General features: G+C 62.6%; 18 protein-coding genes. 6 read left to right on the top strand and 12 right to left on the bottom strand.

Annotated features, from left to right (window positions below):
• Positions 1-20: 20 nt before the first annotated feature.
• From cpaB to BMZ70_RS14305, 9 genes are all read right to left on the bottom strand, one after another.
• Entirely contained in the window at positions 21-893 is an 873-nt protein-coding gene (gene cpaB / locus BMZ70_RS14345; protein ID WP_092275386.1) for a Flp pilus assembly protein CpaB, read from the bottom strand.
• Positions 890-2,281, bottom strand: a complete 1,392-nt coding sequence (locus BMZ70_RS14340) for a P-loop NTPase family protein (protein WP_092277853.1) — start codon at positions 2,279-2,281, stop codon at positions 890-892. The genes cpaB and BMZ70_RS14340 overlap by 4 nt, the downstream gene beginning before the upstream one ends.
• A gap of 8 nt (positions 2,282-2,289) precedes the next feature.
• Positions 2,290-2,865 carry an A24 family peptidase gene (locus BMZ70_RS14335; protein WP_092275383.1) on the bottom strand — a complete coding sequence of 192 codons (576 nt, stop codon included), beginning with the start codon at positions 2,863-2,865 and terminating at the stop codon, positions 2,290-2,292.
• Between the two features lie 103 nt (positions 2,866-2,968).
• Entirely contained in the window at positions 2,969-3,136 is a 168-nt protein-coding gene (locus tag BMZ70_RS14330; RefSeq protein ID WP_092275380.1) for a Flp family type IVb pilin, read from the bottom strand.
• Between the two features lie 79 nt (positions 3,137-3,215).
• Complete coding sequence (locus BMZ70_RS28030; RefSeq protein ID WP_229205408.1) at positions 3,216-3,362, bottom strand: Flp family type IVb pilin; 147 nt, start codon at positions 3,360-3,362, stop codon at positions 3,216-3,218.
• A gap of 185 nt (positions 3,363-3,547) precedes the next feature.
• On the bottom strand, positions 3,548-3,715 hold the full coding sequence (locus BMZ70_RS14325; protein ID WP_092275377.1) for a Flp family type IVb pilin: 168 nt from the start codon (positions 3,713-3,715) through the stop codon (positions 3,548-3,550).
• 521 nt (positions 3,716-4,236) lie between these two features.
• The gene (locus BMZ70_RS14315; RefSeq protein WP_092275371.1) at positions 4,237-4,404 is read right to left on the bottom strand and encodes a Flp family type IVb pilin; all 168 of its coding nucleotides are present in this window, start codon (positions 4,402-4,404) and stop codon (positions 4,237-4,239) included.
• A 191-nt stretch (positions 4,405-4,595) separates the two neighbouring features.
• On the bottom strand, positions 4,596-5,255 hold the full coding sequence (locus BMZ70_RS14310; RefSeq protein ID WP_229205407.1) for a response regulator transcription factor: 660 nt from the start codon (positions 5,253-5,255) through the stop codon (positions 4,596-4,598).
• Between the two features lie 17 nt (positions 5,256-5,272).
• Positions 5,273-6,958 carry a sensor histidine kinase gene (locus tag BMZ70_RS14305; protein ID WP_165403471.1) on the bottom strand — a complete coding sequence of 562 codons (1,686 nt, stop codon included), beginning with the start codon at positions 6,956-6,958 and terminating at the stop codon, positions 5,273-5,275.
• Between the two features lie 182 nt (positions 6,959-7,140).
• Here BMZ70_RS14305 and BMZ70_RS14300 point away from each other — a divergent pair, with 182 nt between their 5' ends.
• From BMZ70_RS14300 to BMZ70_RS14290, 3 genes are read left to right on the top strand one after another with little or no spacing between them, the layout of a single operon-like run.
• The gene (locus BMZ70_RS14300) at positions 7,141-7,614 is read left to right on the top strand and encodes a TadE/TadG family type IV pilus assembly protein (protein ID WP_092275366.1); all 474 of its coding nucleotides are present in this window, start codon (positions 7,141-7,143) and stop codon (positions 7,612-7,614) included.
• A gap of 14 nt (positions 7,615-7,628) precedes the next feature.
• Positions 7,629-8,252, top strand: coding sequence for a TadE/TadG family type IV pilus assembly protein (locus tag BMZ70_RS14295; RefSeq protein WP_165403472.1), 624 nt, complete (start codon positions 7,629-7,631; stop codon positions 8,250-8,252).
• Positions 8,252-9,622: a VWA domain-containing protein gene (locus BMZ70_RS14290; protein WP_092275360.1), complete on the top strand. Its 1,371-nt coding sequence runs from the start codon at positions 8,252-8,254 to the stop codon at positions 9,620-9,622. Before BMZ70_RS14295 ends, BMZ70_RS14290 begins: the two co-directional genes overlap by 1 nt.
• On the opposite strand, the gene BMZ70_RS14285 is transcribed toward BMZ70_RS14290, so the two are convergent.
• Both BMZ70_RS14285 and BMZ70_RS14280 read right to left on the bottom strand, forming a co-directional pair.
• The gene (locus BMZ70_RS14285; RefSeq protein WP_092275357.1) at positions 9,623-10,279 is read right to left on the bottom strand and encodes a DUF3108 domain-containing protein; all 657 of its coding nucleotides are present in this window, start codon (positions 10,277-10,279) and stop codon (positions 9,623-9,625) included. It lies immediately after the preceding gene.
• A 75-nt stretch (positions 10,280-10,354) separates the two neighbouring features.
• Positions 10,355-11,254, bottom strand: a complete 900-nt coding sequence (locus tag BMZ70_RS14280; RefSeq protein ID WP_092275354.1) for a LysR family transcriptional regulator — start codon at positions 11,252-11,254, stop codon at positions 10,355-10,357.
• A 106-nt stretch (positions 11,255-11,360) separates the two neighbouring features.
• On the opposite strand from BMZ70_RS14280, the gene BMZ70_RS14275 reads away from it, so the two are divergent.
• The 3 genes from BMZ70_RS14275 (at position 11,361) to BMZ70_RS14265 (ending at position 14,925) form a co-directional block, all read left to right on the top strand.
• Positions 11,361-12,215, top strand: coding sequence for an aldo/keto reductase family oxidoreductase (locus BMZ70_RS14275; protein WP_092275351.1), 855 nt, complete (start codon positions 11,361-11,363; stop codon positions 12,213-12,215).
• A gap of 249 nt (positions 12,216-12,464) precedes the next feature.
• Positions 12,465-14,045: an isocitrate lyase gene (locus tag BMZ70_RS14270; RefSeq protein WP_092275348.1), complete on the top strand. Its 1,581-nt coding sequence runs from the start codon at positions 12,465-12,467 to the stop codon at positions 14,043-14,045.
• A gap of 106 nt (positions 14,046-14,151) precedes the next feature.
• Positions 14,152-14,925, top strand: a complete 774-nt coding sequence (locus BMZ70_RS14265) for a class I SAM-dependent methyltransferase (protein ID WP_229205406.1) — start codon at positions 14,152-14,154, stop codon at positions 14,923-14,925.
• On the opposite strand, the gene rng is transcribed toward BMZ70_RS14265, so the two are convergent.
• Positions 14,917-16,383, bottom strand: a complete 1,467-nt coding sequence (gene rng, locus BMZ70_RS14260; protein ID WP_092277847.1) for a ribonuclease G — start codon at positions 16,381-16,383, stop codon at positions 14,917-14,919. The genes BMZ70_RS14265 and rng overlap by 9 nt on opposite strands.
• Positions 16,384-16,394: the final 11 nt, after the last annotated feature.

The following is a 16,394-nucleotide window of genomic DNA, read 5'->3' as shown; positions in this document are numbered from 1 at the left end:
GCGTTCTCCCATCACTATGCTTAGAATTGTTGTGAACTACGCTCCAGCCCTTTGATGACTTCCACTTTGTCGGCCACGCGCGGCGGCGGTGCAGGACGCGGCGCCGGCGCAGCAGCAGCCACCGGCGCCGGCGAGGCCGGTTCATGGCGCGTGCCCGGCACCGGCTGCCCCACCGACACCGGCACGCCATCGAGCAAGCTGCTCTTGGTGGCGCCCCCGGTGTTGGCCGACTTCGGATCGATCTGGTTGCGCAGCACCAGCGACAGCGTGCCGACACTGCGCGCCAGGTCCAGCTTTTCCACCTGCTCCGGCGTCAGCTCCAGGGTCACTGCATTGACCACTTTCGGCTTGGTATCGTCGCGATTCGATTCCTGCGCAATCGCCAGCACCAGTATCCGTTCCAGCACGATCTTGGAAATCGCCTGCTCGCGCACCGACTGGTCGCCGCCGCTGTCGCTCTGCGTGTTGACCAGGATATCGACGTAATTGCCAGGCAGCGCAAAGCCGGCCACGCCCACCACATCATTGACGCGCACCGTCATCGCGCGCTTGCCCTCGGCCACCACCGCCGACAAGCCGCCCGAGGTGCCGGCCGGCGCCAGCTTGCCTTCCGTGACCGGCTCGCCGCGCTGGATGTTGGAACGGGTGATGCGGCCTTCGAGCGCCTTGGGATCGGTCATCGCGCCCGGCGGCACCGAGCTGGCCGGCCAGTCCACCATGTGCACCAGTTCCGGCGTGATGCGCGCGCCCATGCTGATGTCGAGCAGCGCCACCGCCACCCGGTTGCTGTTGCTGGCCGACTGCCCGGCGATCCACTGCGCGGCCACCACCACCGCCGCCAGCGCCAGAAACAGCGCCACCCCGATCATTGTCAGCGCACGGGTATTTCTCATGCTTGCCGTCCTTGATTAAGCGGATTGAGTTGAGCGTCGCGGCGTTCGCGTTCCTTTTTCTGCTGTTCGGCGGCCACGCGTCTTGCGCCGGCGCCGGCAAAGTAGTTGTGCCATGCCCAGTCCAGCGAGCGCTGGGTCAAGGTGGGCGGCGTGCTTTCGTAGCGGGCCAGGTCGCGCACCTGGCGGATCAGGTCGCGCGGGTAGCAGGCCAGCAGCGGTGTCTCGTCTTTGGCATGCAGGGCGCTCAGCAAATAGTCGTAGGCTGCGGCGTCGAATGCGATACCGTACTGCGCGCAGGCCTGGCGGAACAGCAGCTCATATTCGGCGGGCGTTTGCGGCGGTACTTCTATTTTGTATCCCAGCCGGCGCAGGAAGGCGCCATCGGATAAGCGCTCGGGCAGGAAGTTCGACGAGAATACCACGACCACATCGAAAGGGACCTGGAAAACCAGTCCGGTGTGCAGCGAAAGATAATCGACGCCACGGTCCATCGGCACGATCCAGCGGTTCATCAGTTCCAGCGGCGAACAGCGCTGGCGGCCGAGGTCGTCGATGATGAAGATGCCGTTGTTGGCTTTCAAATGAGGAGGCGCTTGATACAAGCGGGTGTTGGGATCGAAGCGCAGGTCCAGCATTTCCAGCGTCAGTTCGCCGCCGGTCAGCGCGGTCGGGCGCTGCACGCCGCGCACCCAGCGCGGATCGAGTGGGCGCAGCAGCTCGCCCGCTTCGTCGGAGGGCGGCGTGTTGTCGATCGGGCGATGCTGTACCGGGTCGAAGAACGGCACCACCTCGCCGTCGATCATGATGGCGTAGGGGACGGCGATGGCGCCGTGCAGCAGGCCGCACAGGCGCTCGGCCAAAAAGGTCTTGCCGCTGCCGGCCAGGCCATAGATGAAAATCGCCCGGCCCGAATTCATGGCCGCGCCCATCTGGTCCAGCACGAAGGGACTGGCCACCACGTCGTGGAAAGTGGCGTGCACATCTTCGCGGGTGACGTGCAGGTGGCGCACGCTTTGCGATTCCATCTGCGCCACGTAGGCGGCCAGCGTGACCGGCGCCGGTCCGGCGTAGGAGTTGCGGTTGAGGCAGGCGATGGCGCGCTGCATGCCGGCCTCGGTCAGGTGATAGGTGAGGTCGGCGTCGGTGCCGCTGCCGCCGCTGCGCGTGACTTCGCACAGCTTCTCGTTGCGCAGATGGGTGACCAGCGGCGTGATCACGCTGACGCTGAGTTTCAGATGGCTAGCCAGTTCAGGCAGGCGGACTTGTCCGCGCTGGAACAAGACCTTGGACAACAGCTCGACCAGGAACAGAAACGGCAATCCCGTTTCTTCCGTGGTGCGCGGGGCGCGCGCATCGGCGGGGGCTTCGGTCGTCTGCTGGAAGGTCATGGCATCCTTCACGAAAACAGGCTGCGGCCCGTGCTGGCGCCGACGATCAGGTAGGGCGCGGCGCCGGCGGCGATCGCCACCGCGTAGGGCAGGCGGCCGCTGGCGGCGGCCGGCGCATCCATCTTCGGCACTTCGCCCGCGAGCGAGCGCAGCATGCTGTACTTGATCATGTGCCAGGTGTTGAACAGCATCACCTTGAGGCGGCCGTTGAAGCCGGCCACGGCCAATGCCAGCACGCCGCCGGCCAGCAAGGTCAGTAGCGTGATGCCAGCCACGGCGCCGGGACCGACGAAGGCGCCGATCATGGCCATCAGCTTGACGTCGCCGGCGCCCAGCGCGCGCATGGCGTACATCGGCAGCAGCAGGCACAGGCCAAGCGCGAGGCCGCCGAGTGCGCTCAGAAAACCGATGCCGCCAAAGACTTGTATGAAAAGACCGTCGCCGGGCGGCAACGCCGAGTTGAAGAGCAGGCCCAGCACCGCGCCGCCGAACACCAGCGCATTGGGAATGCGGCGTGTACGCAAATCGTTCCAGACAGCCAGTGCCAGCAAGGCACACAGGATGATCAGGGGCAGCAAGGTCATGGGTCGCCTTATGGAAAGGAAACAGACAAGCCTAGTGTATAGAAAATTTCCGGAACGGCGTGTACCGTTCCGGAAATATTTTCGCCGCTGTGGCGGCGCTTCATCAGGAGGACTTGAGCAGGCCGGAGATGTAGGTCAGCGAGTCGGTCAGCTTCGGTCCGAGGATGACGACGCCGGCGGTGACGGCAGCGGCAATGGCGGCAGCGATCAGGGCGTATTCGATGGCGGTGATGCCATCTTCGTCGCGCAGAAAGTTCTGGATTGCGTTCATGGTGAGCCTCGTTCAGGTTGATGGACAAGTTGCGTTTTGCAGCTTCAACTAAAACGGGGTCGGGGTTTTAGATTTCGGTTCAGGTCTTCGAGCCCAGCACCGCCAGCACGGCGATGATGACGATGACCGAGGCCAGCGCGGCAATCAATGCGTACTCCAGCAGCGTGGCGCCGTCGTCGTTGCGGACGAAGCGGGCGAGCCGGCGGGGGATGAGGGCGATACGCATTGTTACTCCTGGCGAAAGACGTTGATTTTCAAGCTATCAGTTTAAGGAATTGGCATCGTTTTTACATCCGACAAACGTCCTGATCTGGCGTGACATTTGTCATGGCTTTTTCGCAGGCAAAAAAAATCCGGGACACCGGTCCCGGAACAAGACTACTAAGGGAGCTACAACGAGGAGACTGTGAATCAGGAAGACTTGATCAGGCCCGAGATGTAAGTCAGCGAGGCGGTGATCTTGGGGCCGAGGATGGCCAGGCCGGCGGTGATGGCGGCGGCGATGGCGGCGGCCATCAGGGCGTATTCGATAGCGGTGATGCCGTCTTCGTCGGTGATGAACTGTTTGATAGCTTGCATGATAAACCTCGTTAAGTTGAATGCGTTAAGGGGGAGAGCTTCAACTAAAACGGGGTTCGGGTTTTAGGTACTGCCGATGAAGACCATTCTACGCACCCTTTCCACACGGCACATCCGACAAACGTCACGATCTGCGATGACATTTGTCACGAGGATACACAGGGGTAGTGTCTTGGGCGCTCCCCGAAATCCACAATGAGCCTACAGATAGACACCAGCCTCCTGCTCCGCCTCATTTCCCAACTGCAAATACGCGGTGGCACGCAAGACTTATCCGAAGTAATTGGCAGCGCAGACAAGCAGTTCAGGCCTGCCTGCATCTTGCGCAAAGAGCTGCCAAAACAAGAACCGCAAAAACAACGACCCCCGCGCGGCCGCGCGATGGTGTACCCAGAGAGGGCCGGGACTTGCCCGAGCGCCGCAAATACCACTTTCGCCTTGAAGACGTGGCTTTTGATTGAGACGAAAAAAATCCGGCGCGGGGCCGGATTTTGAAATAGGGGGCGACGCTGTTGCGGCGATCAGGAGGATTTGATCAAGCCGGAGATATAGGTCAGCGAGGCGGTGAGCTTCGGACCGAGGATGGCCAGGCCGGCGGTGATGGCGGCGGCGATGGCGGCGGCCATCAGGGCGTATTCGATGGCGGTGATGCCGGCTTCGTCGTTGATGAAGTTTTTGACTGCGTTCATGATGGACCTCGTTTCAGTGTGGGGTTGGTATGTCGTTGGCGGCGCTGACTAAAACGGGGTCCGGGTTTTAGGTGGTGTATCTGTGCTGCCCATGTAAGACATTCTAGGCAGGCCGATGTCACGGCACAGCGGACAAACGTCACGATGTGCCATGACATTTGTCACCAATTCTCACGCGATGAGGAATTTGCTCAGGCGGCGCTGGTCATGCCGTGCTTGGTGGCGTAGACGTAGAGTTCCAGCCGGTTGGCCACGCCCAGCTTCTGGTAGATGGTGGTGAGGTTGTTGCGCAGGGTCGGCTCGGCGATGAACAGGCGCGACGCCAGCTCCTTGTTGGGCGCGCCATTGCCTTCCACTACCACCGCCACGATCTTGCGTTCCTTCGGCGTCAGCGAGGCGATGCGCGCCGCTTCCGGATCGGCCTTGGCCGGCGTCGACAGCTGGCCCAGCAAGGCATTCATCAAGGTCGGATCGAGACAGGTCTCGCCCCGGTGCACGCTGCGGATTCCATTCAGCACCACCTCGGCCGGCGCCTCCTTGCTGACCACGCCGCGCGCGCCCAGCTTGACCGCCTGCGTCAGCAAGCCCTGGTCGCGGTTGCCCGACAAGATCATCACGCGCACGCCCTCGTTCTCCCGCAGCAGCTGCGGCAAGATCTCGATCGAGCTGCGCCCCTCCAGATCAAGGTCGAGCACAATCACATCGGGCTTCAGCACGCTGGCCTGCTGCAAAGCCGTGTCATTGTTGTTGGCGGTGCCGACCAGCTGCAAATCGCTGCCGCCGCCTTCGATCAGTTTTTCCAGGCCCCACAGCATGGTCTTGTGGTCGTCCACCAGCATGATGCGTATCATGGTTTTGTCTCGGTCAGTTATACCGGAATGGCGATGCGCACTGCGGTGACGCCGGGCGTCTCGCAGTCGATCTCGATCGTTCCGCCCAGCGCGGCAGTGCGCTCGGCCAGCGATCCAGGCAGGAATGGGGCCGTGGGACCGTCCGGATTTTCGTTCTCGATGTGTATCCGCAGCTGGCCGTCAGCGTTGCTCAGGCTGATCGAACCGGTGCGGGCACGGGTGTGTTTGCGTATATTGTGCATGCCTTCATTCACGATCTGGAACACCTCAGCAGCGAGGCGGTCGCTGATGGTCAGGCCGTCTTCCGCCTGTATCGTAATCTGGATATCGTAGAACTCCTGCACCTGCTGCGCCTGCCGGCGCAAGGCCACCATCAGTTCAGCGTCGGTCTGCGCCGCCCCTTGCCGCACATTGCGGGCGAACTGGCGCATGTCGCCGATGACCTCGGTGGTCATGTCCAGCAGTTTATCAAGTTCAGCCGCCACCGGGTGTTCCGATTGCAAGGATTGCCGCACCGCCGCGATCCCGTGCCGCAAGCCGATGTAGGGCTGGATGGTGGTGTCGTGCAGGTCGCGCGCAATCTTCTGCCGCTCGCGGAAGGCGGCGTCCGAGGCCAGCCGGTCCAGCAGTACGATGTTCTCGATCACCGGGAACACCTGCGCCGCCAGCTGTTGCAAAAACACCGCATCGGCGCGGTTGAAGCGGTGCGTTTGCGAGACCACATAAATCCGTCCCTCGCCCTTGCGCAGCGGCAGCGGCGCGCTGACGAAGGAACTGGCATCGAGCAAGTCGATCAGCTGTTCCACCGTGTCCGGCGGCAGCAGCCGCCAGCGCGTGTCGTCCGGCGTGCGGATGCGCGACTCGCGCGTGCCGGGCAGGCGCGCATGCAGCGCCGCCGCATACTGCACCAGCGCCTGCGGCGCAAACACCAGCAGCGGCGCGGCCGCCCCCTCGGGCAGGCGCGACAGCGAAGCGCGGCCGCCCGGCGCGCCCGACGAATGCAGCTGCCACAGCTCGTCGCTGCCGTCGCGCATCAGCAGCAGGCAATTGCTAGCATGGTAAAAGTCGCGCGTTTGCTGCAGCATGGTGGCGATGCTTTGCTCGACCCCGAAGCGCGGATTGGACAGCTGGCTCACATCGCGCAGCAGGCGCAGGCGGCGCCGCTGCGCCACCCCCATGCCGCCCCAGTAGGCGATCATGTAGCCAAGCGCCAGCACGAAGGCGGTGCGCAGCAGCAGGTGGCCGTGGTTGATGCTGCTGTTGGCCAGCCAGGTGGCCAGCGTCAGCGCCACGGTGGCGCCCAGCGTGATGCGCGCGCCCTCGTCGAAGCCCCACTGGAACGAGGCGGTCAGGATCACAAAGAAGAAGAACGGGAAGAAGAAGCTGTTGCCGCCGCCGGTGCAGTACACCATCAGCGCATACCAGCCGAGGTCGATCCAGTAGACCGCCTTGCCGTGCCAGAAGGGATTGCGGTGGCGCCGCGCCGCCAGCAGCAGGGTCAGGCTGTGCAGCAGGTAGCCGCCGAAGATGATGGCGTTGAGCACGCTGAGCTGGCCGTGCCGGTTGCCGAGGTCGCCGGGGGCGACAAACAGGGTCAGGATCGCGGTCAGGGCCAGCACCAGACGCATGACAAACACCATCGAGGCGCCGGCGGCGTCGCCGCCCTGACGGGCCGCACTGGTGTTGGTACGCTCTGCAATCAAGGCGCTGTCCCCCCGCATACAAGCAAACTAAACGAAATAGCGATTCGATAGTTGTTGCTAACGCAATCGAGTCTACGCATACGGCGCTGCAATGTCTAGCGAGAGCGTGCTACGCTGCATGTAATGATTCACGCCTGCATAGTCAGGTGTTCCCGACTCCACCGTATCACGGACGCAACATCATGAACGTACCCGCATTCCTGCGCCGCCAGCGCGGCTCTGCCGTCGTCGAGATGGCCATCATTGCGCCGATCGCCTTCCTGCTGCTGATCGGCGTGATCGAGTTCAGTATTTTGTTCTACACCACGCTGACCATGCAGTACGCGGTGCGCGAAGGTGCGCGTTATGCCGTCACCGGCCGCACCGACAAGGACCCGGCGGCCAGCGGCCAGCAGCGCTACCTGGCCGTGGTGCAGCAAATGAAAAACACCGCGATGGGGATGTATGAGAGCGTCAATCCCATCATCTCGGTCAACGGCGCCACCTATGCCAGCAGCGGCAACTACAACGCCAATATGTTCGGCAACCCCGGCGACATCGTGGTGCTGCGGCTCGACTGCACCTGGAAGCTGGCCACGCCGCTGCTGGCGGTGTTCTTCCCCAACGGCGAATACAAGTTCACCGTGGCCGCCACCATGCAGAACGAGGACTACTGATGCGGGCCACGTGCTTGAGTCGCCGCCACGCGCGCGGCAGCCAGCGCGGCATCGCTGCGGTGGAGTTCGCGCTGCTGTTGCCCATCCTGCTGGTGCTGTTCATTGCGCTGGTCGACGTGGCGCGCGCGCTGCAAGCCAATATGATCCTGATTAACCTGTCGCGCGAGGGCGCCAACCTGGCCTCGCGCGGCAAGCTGCAGCTGTCGGAAAACGCCCAGACCATCATCGGCCAGGTGGCGGCCTCGGCGCCGCCGCTCGACATGAACAAGCTGGGCATGATCTACGTGACGCGCATCATGGGCTCCACCACCAACGGCGTCACCAAGAGCATTGTGCTGGAACAGTACCGCTGGGACGACAGCGTGAATAATCGCGGCTTCCGCGTCAGCGGCTACGGCCCGGCCAGCAAGGTGTGGACCTGCGCCAACTGGGCCAGCGGCACCGCCGGCACCTGCCTGGTCCCGAGCGGCAATAACGCCCCCTCGGTATCGCTGATGAGCGGCCAGTTGATCGACGGTGAAGTGATCTATGTGGTCGAAGTGTTCTACAAATTCAACATGCTGTTCCAGAGCTTCAGCTTTGCCGGCTTCAGCACGCCGGTGCTGGGGCCGGACTTTTACTCGATGACGGTGTTCTGATGACTTTACACAGACAACGCGGCGGCATCACCGTGATGGTGATCGTCTCGCTGACCACCTTGCTGGCGGTGGTGGGCTTGGCCTTTACTGCCGGCCTCAGCTACATGGTCAAGTCCAAGCTCAACGCGGCTACCGATGCGGCCGGGTTGGCGGCCGCGCGCGCCATCAGCAACGGCAATAACCAGACCGAGCAGATGGCCAACGCCAAGGCGGCCGGGCAGCGCTTCTTCTATGCCAACTTCCCGGCCAACTACCTGATGTCGACCGCGACCCTGAACGACATCAACGTGGTCTTCAACACCAGCGAGGTGACGATTACCGTCAGCGCCTCGGCCACCATGCCGACCGCGCTGTTTGGCGGCTTCAGCACCGGCCCCTTGTCGCCGGGCGTGCTGACCGAGACCAAGCGCAAGGACCTCGACATGGTGGTGGTGCTCGACACCTCGGGCTCGCTGTCCGGTTCGGCGGCCAATGTGCGCAGCTCGGCGCAGACCTTCCTCAACCAGTTCAACGTCGCCCGCGACCGCGTCGGCCTGCTGCATTTTTCCTACGGCGCCGTGATCGACGACCCGATCCGCCAGACCGCGCGCGGTTTCGACCGCACCAGCATGAACAACCACATCAAGAACTACAGCTTCACCGGCTCGACCGCCTCGCCGGAAGGCATGTACGCGGCGCGCAAGCAGCTCAACGACATGCCGACCGCTAACAACAACTGGTCCAACCTGCGCGTGATCGTGTTCTTCTCGGACGGCGCGCCGAACTCGTTCGGCACCACGGTCAAGTGGAACAGCAGCACCGACTGCCGGGACGCGTCGGGCAACTACATACCCGGCACCATCACCACCGACGACGATGGCTCGGGCACGCCGGGCGGGCTGTACTACCTGGACAAGCAATCGGACGACATCGGCGGCAGTTGCACGCCGTCCGACATCACCGCCAAGGCCACGGCCTTGCCGGACTGGTACAACGCGCACAGCACGGCCACCAAGATCTGGAACGATCCGGCGGTGGCGCACGAATTCCCCATCGTGACCAGCTCGCCGCGCGTGGTGACCAACGCCATCACCTACAAAAACGTCAACCGCGCCGCGCGCAACCTGGTCGAGGCGATGGCTGCCAAGGCGCGCGACGAGGGCACTTATGTGTTCACGCTGGGATTGGGGGCGAGCCTGAAGACCGGCACCGGCGCCGATGGCGAGAAGGGCGAGGACACGCTGAAATGCATGGCCAACTCCGCCGACGCACCGGCGCGCTGCTACAACGCCTACAAGCCGATCGGCGTCTACTGCTATGCGGCCACCCAGGCCGACCTGACGCCGTGCTTCTCCAAGCTGGCGTCGGCGATTTTGCGGATTTCGAAATGACTATTGCTTGTGGGCGTAGCTGGTCAGTTCCCAGCTGTCGCGGTTGTACAGCCGGCCTTGCCAGTCGGTGTCGCGGTAGTCGAGCTTGACGAAGTTGTTGATCTCGGGGACGAACCACACGGTTTCGGTCAGCTGGCCGCTGCCGTTCTTGGTGAACGTATCCTCGGCGCTGTAGGTGGCTTCCACCACGATCTTCAGCGCGTCGAATTCGCCGGCCGGCACCCGCACTTTTTCCCAGTCCAGCACCTTGCCCTTGATGTGATAGCGCCAGTTCTTGCCCAGCTTGGGATTGTTGCCGGTGACGTCGCTGTTCCATTCCTTGCCCGGCGCCAGCGGGAAGGCGTAGCGCGCGAACGCGGGTGCGAAGTGCATGCCGCCACGGTCGACCGGATTCATTTCCGGGCTGAACAGCTGTTTGGTGAGCAGGGCGCCGCTGGCGGCGCGCTTGATATCGACATGGATGCCGGCCTCGTCGATGGCGGCCACCTCGATGCGGTTGATATTGCCCTTGGCGCCTTTCCACACATCGGTATATTGATAAGTCCAGGAATCGCCGATGGCCGGCGCCGGCAGCGGCACCGATGCCGGGTTGCCCGCCGACGCGAGTGCGCACGGCAGGATGAAACAGAGCACTGCAAACGAACGTTTGATGATCATGCTGTCTCCTTTGTTGTGATTTGTGCATTGACTATATCGTCAACATTGAAAGAGTGCTAGCGGCAGTGCAGCAATTTACCAGCGCATGGTCTGGATGAAGTCGACGAAGGCCCGCAGCGGCGCCGGCAGGTAGCGGCGGCCTGGGTAGTACAGCAACGGTCCCTCGAACGCCGGCCACCAGCGTTCCAGCACCGGCGCCAGCTGGCCGCGCTCGAAGTAGGGCTGGAGCCAGTCCTCGAACAGGTACACCAGTCCGGCGCCGCCGACGGCGGCATCGACCTTGAGATCGGCGCCCGCGCCCAGGTTGACGATCAGCGGGCCATGCGGTTCGATCACCACCTTCTTGCCCTTGTGCTCGAACTCCCACGGCGGCATGGCGCCGCTGTTGAAGCGGCCGCGCAGGCAGATGTGCTGCAGCAGGTCTTGCGGCTTTTTGGGTACGCCGTGTTGCTGCAAATAGGCGGGCGAGGCGGCCAGCGCGAACCGCTGCCGGCGCGGACCGATGGGCGTGGCCACCATGTCCTGTTCCATGCGTTCGCCGTAGCGGATGCCGGCGTCGCAGCCGCTGCGCAGCAGGTCGACGAAACTGTCGTCGACGATCACCTCCACTGTGATGTCGGGGTAGGCTCTGTGAAAAGCCGGCAGGATGCGCGGCAGCACCGCCTTGGCCGCGCTGGTCGGCACGTTCAGCCGCAGCCGCCCGGCCGGCCGGTCGCGGAAGCCGTTGACCACATCGAGCGCGGTCTCCACCGCATCGAGCGCCGGCGTCAGTTGTTCCAGCAGGCGCTGGCCGGCGTCGGTGGCGGCCACGCTGCGCGTGGTCCGGTGCAGCAGGCGCACGCCCAGTCCTGCTTCCAGCCGCCGCACCGCCTCGCTCAGTTGCGAGGCACTGCTGCCGGTCTTGCGCGCGGCTTCGCGAAAGCCGCCATGCCGGGCCACGGCGACGAATGCGCCCACGTCCTGTAAATCCGCCATATTTTGATTGTCCTGAATCCGGCACAAGCTGTGCTATTGCCATGTATTGTCGCACAGCGCCAGGATGCCTAGACTGTGCTCATCAACCCATCTACAGGAGAAACACATGAGTACATTCCAGCTTGGTGATCTGACCATCAACCGCATGGGCTATGGCGCCATGCAACTGGCCGGCGCGCATGCCTTCGGCCAGCCCAAGAACCGCGAGGAAGCGCTGGCGGTGCTGCGCGAGGCGGTGGAGAGCGGCGTCAACCACATCGACACCAGCGACTTCTACGGCCCGCACATCACCAATCAGCTGATCCGCGAAGCCCTGCATCCATATCGTGACGGGCTGACTATCGTCACCAAGGTCGGCGCGGTACGCGGCGCCGATGCCTCATGGCTGCCGGCCCAGTCTCCCGAGGAGCTGGAAGCCGCCGTACACGACAACCTGCGCAACCTCGGCCTCGACGTGCTGGACGTGGTCAACATGCGCCTGATGTTTGATGTGATGGGCCCGGCCGAAGGCGATATCGAAGCTCACATCACCGCGCTGGCCGGCTTGCAGCAGCGCGGCCTGATTCGCCACATCGGCCTGAGCAACGCCACCGCGCGCCAGGTGCAGCAGGCGCGCGGCATTGCCGACATCGTCTGCGTGCAGAACCAGTACAACCTGGTGTACCGCCAGGACGACGCCTTCATCGACCAGCTGGCCGGGCAGGGCATCGCCTACGTGCCGTTCTTCCCGCTGGGCGGTTTCTCGCCGCTGCAATCGTCCATCCTGGCCGAGGTGGCGGCCGAGCTGGACGCCACGCCGATGCAAACCGCGCTGGCCTGGCTGCTGCAGCGCGCGCCGAATATCTTGCTGATTCCGGGTACCTCGTCGCGCGTGCACCTGCGCCAGAACCTTGCAGCCGGCAAGCTGGTGCTGCCGGAACAGGCGGTACGGCGCTTAAACAATGTGATTACCTCGGTATAAGAAAAGTCGTTTCACATCGCGGAATTTGACATGGTGGCCCGCCGCATGATTTTTTCCATTTTTTGAAAAGTAATTTTGTATCATGGAAAATCGTATCTAACTAATTGAAAAATAAGGAAATAAATTAAGTTATATGTCTTATATAAGACTTTGTGCAACGCATCAGAATGGCCTACTATTTAGTCATGCAGTTCGGCACTCGAAGACTTAGCTTGAAGACTTACTTACTTTTCTTTTAGGAGATACACCATGTCCCAGTACCAAGACGACATCAAGGCAGTTGCTGGTTTGAAAGAGCAACAAGGCGCCGCCTGGAACGCCATCAATCCCGAGTCCGCCGCACGCATGCGCGCCCAGAACAAATTCAAGACCGGTCTGGATATCGCCAAGTACACCGCCAAGATCATGCGCGCCGACATGGAGGCCTACGACAAGGATCCATCGAAATACACCCAGTCGCTGGGCTGCTGGCACGGTTTCATCGGTCAGCAAAAAATGATCTCGATCAAGAAGCACTTCAACAGCACCGACCGCCGCTACCTCTACCTGTCGGGCTGGATGGTTGCCGCACTGCGCTCGGAATTCGGCCCGCTGCCAGACCAGTCGATGCACGAGAAAACCGCCGTCTCGGCGCTGATCAAAGAGCTGTACACCTTCCTGCGCCAGGCCGATGCCCGCGAACTGGGCGGCCTGTTCCGCCAGCTGGACGCCGCGCCTGCTGCTGAAAAGGCCGCGATCCAATCGAAGATCGACAACCACGTGACCCATGTCGTGCCTATCATCGCCGACATCGACGCCGGCTTTGGCAACGCCGAAGCGACCTACCTGCTGGCCAAGCAGTTCATCGAAGCCGGCGCCTGCTGCATCCAGATCGAGAACCAGGTATCGGACGAGAAGCAATGCGGTCACCAGGATGGTAAAGTCACCGTGCCGCACGAAGACTTCCTGGCCAAGATCCGCGCCATCCGCTACGCCTTCCTGGAACTGGGCGTGGACGACGGCATCATCGTGGCCCGTACCGACTCGCTGGGCGCCGGCCTGACCAAGCAGATCGCCGTCACCAACACCCCTGGCGACCTGGGCGACCAGTACAACTCCTTCCTGGACTGCGACGAAGTCTCGGCCGACGCGCTGGGCAACGGCGACGTCATCATCAAGCGCGACGGCAAACTGCTGCGTCCTAAGCGCCTGCCAAGCAACCTGTTCCAGTTCCGCGCCGGCACCGGCGAGGCACGCTGCGTACTCGATTGCATCACCTCGCTGCAAAACGGCGCCGACCTGCTGTGGATCGAAACCGAGAAACCGCACATCGCCCAGATCGGCGGCATGGTCAGCGAAATCCGCAAGGTCATCCCGAACGCCAAGCTGGTGTACAACAACAGCCCATCGTTCAACTGGACCCTGAACTTCCGTCAGCAGGCCTACGACGCGATGAAGGCTGCCGGCCAGGACGTGTCGAACTACGAGCGTTCGCAACTGATGAGTGTCGAGTACGACGAGACCGTGCTGGCCAAGGTGGCCGACGAGAAGATCCGCACCTTCCAGGCGGACGCCGCCCGCGAAGCCGGCATCTTCCACCACCTGATCACGCTGCCGACCTACCACACCGCCGCGCTGTCGACCGACAACCTGGCCAAGGAATACTTCGGCGACCAGGGCATGCTGGGCTACGTGGCTGGCGTGCAGCGTAAAGAGATCCGTCAAGGCATCGCCTGCGTCAAGCACCAGAACATGTCCGGCTCGGACATCGGCGATGACCACAAAGACTACTTCAGCGGCGAAGCAGCCCTGAAGGCCGCTGGTAAAGACAACACCATGAACCAGTTCTAAGACCGGTTCGGTTCAACGAAAGCTCGCTTCGGCGAGCTTTTTTTATGGGCGGAGTAAGATAGCGCAGCCGCGCGACGGGCGCGGAAACTCAGGAAAGGTCCGATCCATGAAATCTGCATTGTTCTTGAAGTCCACGCTGGCGATGCTGGCACTCACGCCGTTGCTGCTGTCGCTGCCAGCGCAGGCGCAGACGCCGTCATCGGCGGTTACTGATAAAGCACGTCCCGAAAAAGATGTTCAGCAGGACAGCGTGCGCCTGCCGGCGGAACTGCTGGCGTTCTCCAAAGTGAAAAAGGGCGACGTGGTGGTGGATATCTGGCCGGGTGGCGGCTACTGGTCGCGCCTGTTCTCGACGCTGGTGGGGCCTAACGGCAAAGTCTACGCCTACGTGCCGGCCGAAATCACCGGCTTCAAATCCGATCCGCTGGCGCTGGCCAAAGCCATTTCGTCCGAACCGGGTCATGGCAACGTCGAAGCGACGTCCTATCCCGCCGCCGAGCAGCCGCAAACGGATCTATACAACAAAGTCGACGTCTTCTGGACCTTCGAGAATTACCACGACCTGCACGACAGCTTTATGAAAGGCGCCGACGTGAACGCCTTCAACCAGGCCGTCTTCAAGCGCCTGAAACCGGGCGGCTACTACATCGTGGCAGACCACGCGGCAGTCGCGGGCAGCGGCTTGAAAAATACCGAAGACCTGCACCGCATCGATCCAGAAGCGGTCAAGGCCGAGGTGCTAAAAGCGGGCTTCGTGCTCGATGGCGAAACCACCGTGCTGGCAGTACCGGGCGACGACCATCAGCTGAAAATCTTCGACCCCGCCGTGCGCGGCAAAACCGACCGCTTCGTACTGCGCTTCAAAAAGCCGTCACATTAGGATAACGTCGTACTGTTCCTGGTGGTAGCTGTTCTCGACTTGCAGCGAGATTTTTTTGCCGATGAAATCGCCCAGCATGGCAAGGTGCTGGGACTCTTCTTCGAGGAACAGGTCGACCACTTCCTGCGATGCCAAAATGCGGAATTCGCGCGGGTTGAACTGCTTGGCTTCGCGCAGCAGCTCGCGCAGGATTTCGTAGCAGATGGTGCGTGAAGTTTTCACCTGCCCACGGCCGTTGCAGGCCGGGCACGGCTCGCACAAAATGTGCGCCAGCGATTCGCGCGTGCGCTTGCGCGTCATCTCCACCAGCCCCAGCGCCGAGAAGCCGCTGACCGACACTTTGGTGCGGTCGCGCGACAAGGCTTTCTTCAACTCGCTCAACACCGCGTTGCGATGCTCGGTGTTTTCCATGTCGATGAAGTCGAGGATGATGATGCCGCCCAGGTTGCGCAGCCGCAGCTGGCGCGCGATCGCATGCGCCGCTTCCAGGTTGGTCTTGAAAATCGTGTCGGCAAAATTGCGCCCGCCGACAAAGCCGCCGGTGTTGACGTCGATGGTGGTCATGGCCTCGGTCTGGTCGACGATCAGGTAGCCGCCCGACTTCAGGTCGACGCGCCGCCCCAGCGCGCGCAGGATTTCTTCCTCGACGCCGTACAAATCGAACAGCGGACGCTCACCGGTGTAGTGATTCAGCCGTGGCAGCACGCCCGGTGTATAAGCCTTGCCGAACTCCTGCAGGTTCACATAATTCTCGCGCGAGTCGACCTGGATGGTGGCCGTCTCGTCATGCACGAAGTCGCGCAGCACGCGCTGGGCCAGGCTCAAGTCCTGGTGCAGCAGGGTGGTGGCCGGCTTGGTGCGCGCGCCGTGGGTGATCGCGGCCCAGGTCTTGCGCAGGTATTCCACGTCGGCCGCGATGTCGGCGTCCGACGCGTCTTCCGCCTGCGTGCGCACGATGTAGCCGCCTTTTTCGTCCGCCGGCAGCAGGCTTTGCAGGCGCGCCCGCAGCGCTTCGCGGTCGGCTTCCTTTTCAATTTTCTGCGAGATGCCGATGTGCCCGTCCTGCGGCAGGTAGACCAGCATGCGCCCCGCGATCGAAATCTGGGTCGACAGGCGCGCGCCCTTGGTGCCGATCGGATCCTTGATCACTTGCACCGTCAGCACCTGGCCGTCGAACAGGATCTTCTCGATCGGCGTCGGCGCGGCGTTGTTGCCGCCGTCGTGCGGACGCGCTTCCCAGATGTCGGCCACGTGCAGGAAGGCCGCGCGTTCCAGTCCGATGTCGATGAAGGCCGACTGCATGCCGGGCAGCACGCGCACCACCTTGCCGGAATAAACGTTGCCGGCCAGTCCGCGCGTGAGGGTGCGTTCGATGTGGAGTTCCTGCACGGCGCCCTGCACGATGAGGGCGACCCGAGTCTCTTGTGGTGTGATGTTGATCAGGATATCTTCGTTCATGGCCCGATCAT

This window comes from Duganella sp. CF402 (genome assembly GCF_900109645.1).
In the GTDB taxonomy this organism is placed as follows: domain Bacteria; phylum Pseudomonadota; class Gammaproteobacteria; order Burkholderiales; family Burkholderiaceae_D; genus Rugamonas.
Note: the sequence above shows the minus strand (reverse complement) of the source record. Positions and strands in the feature narration are given on the sequence as shown.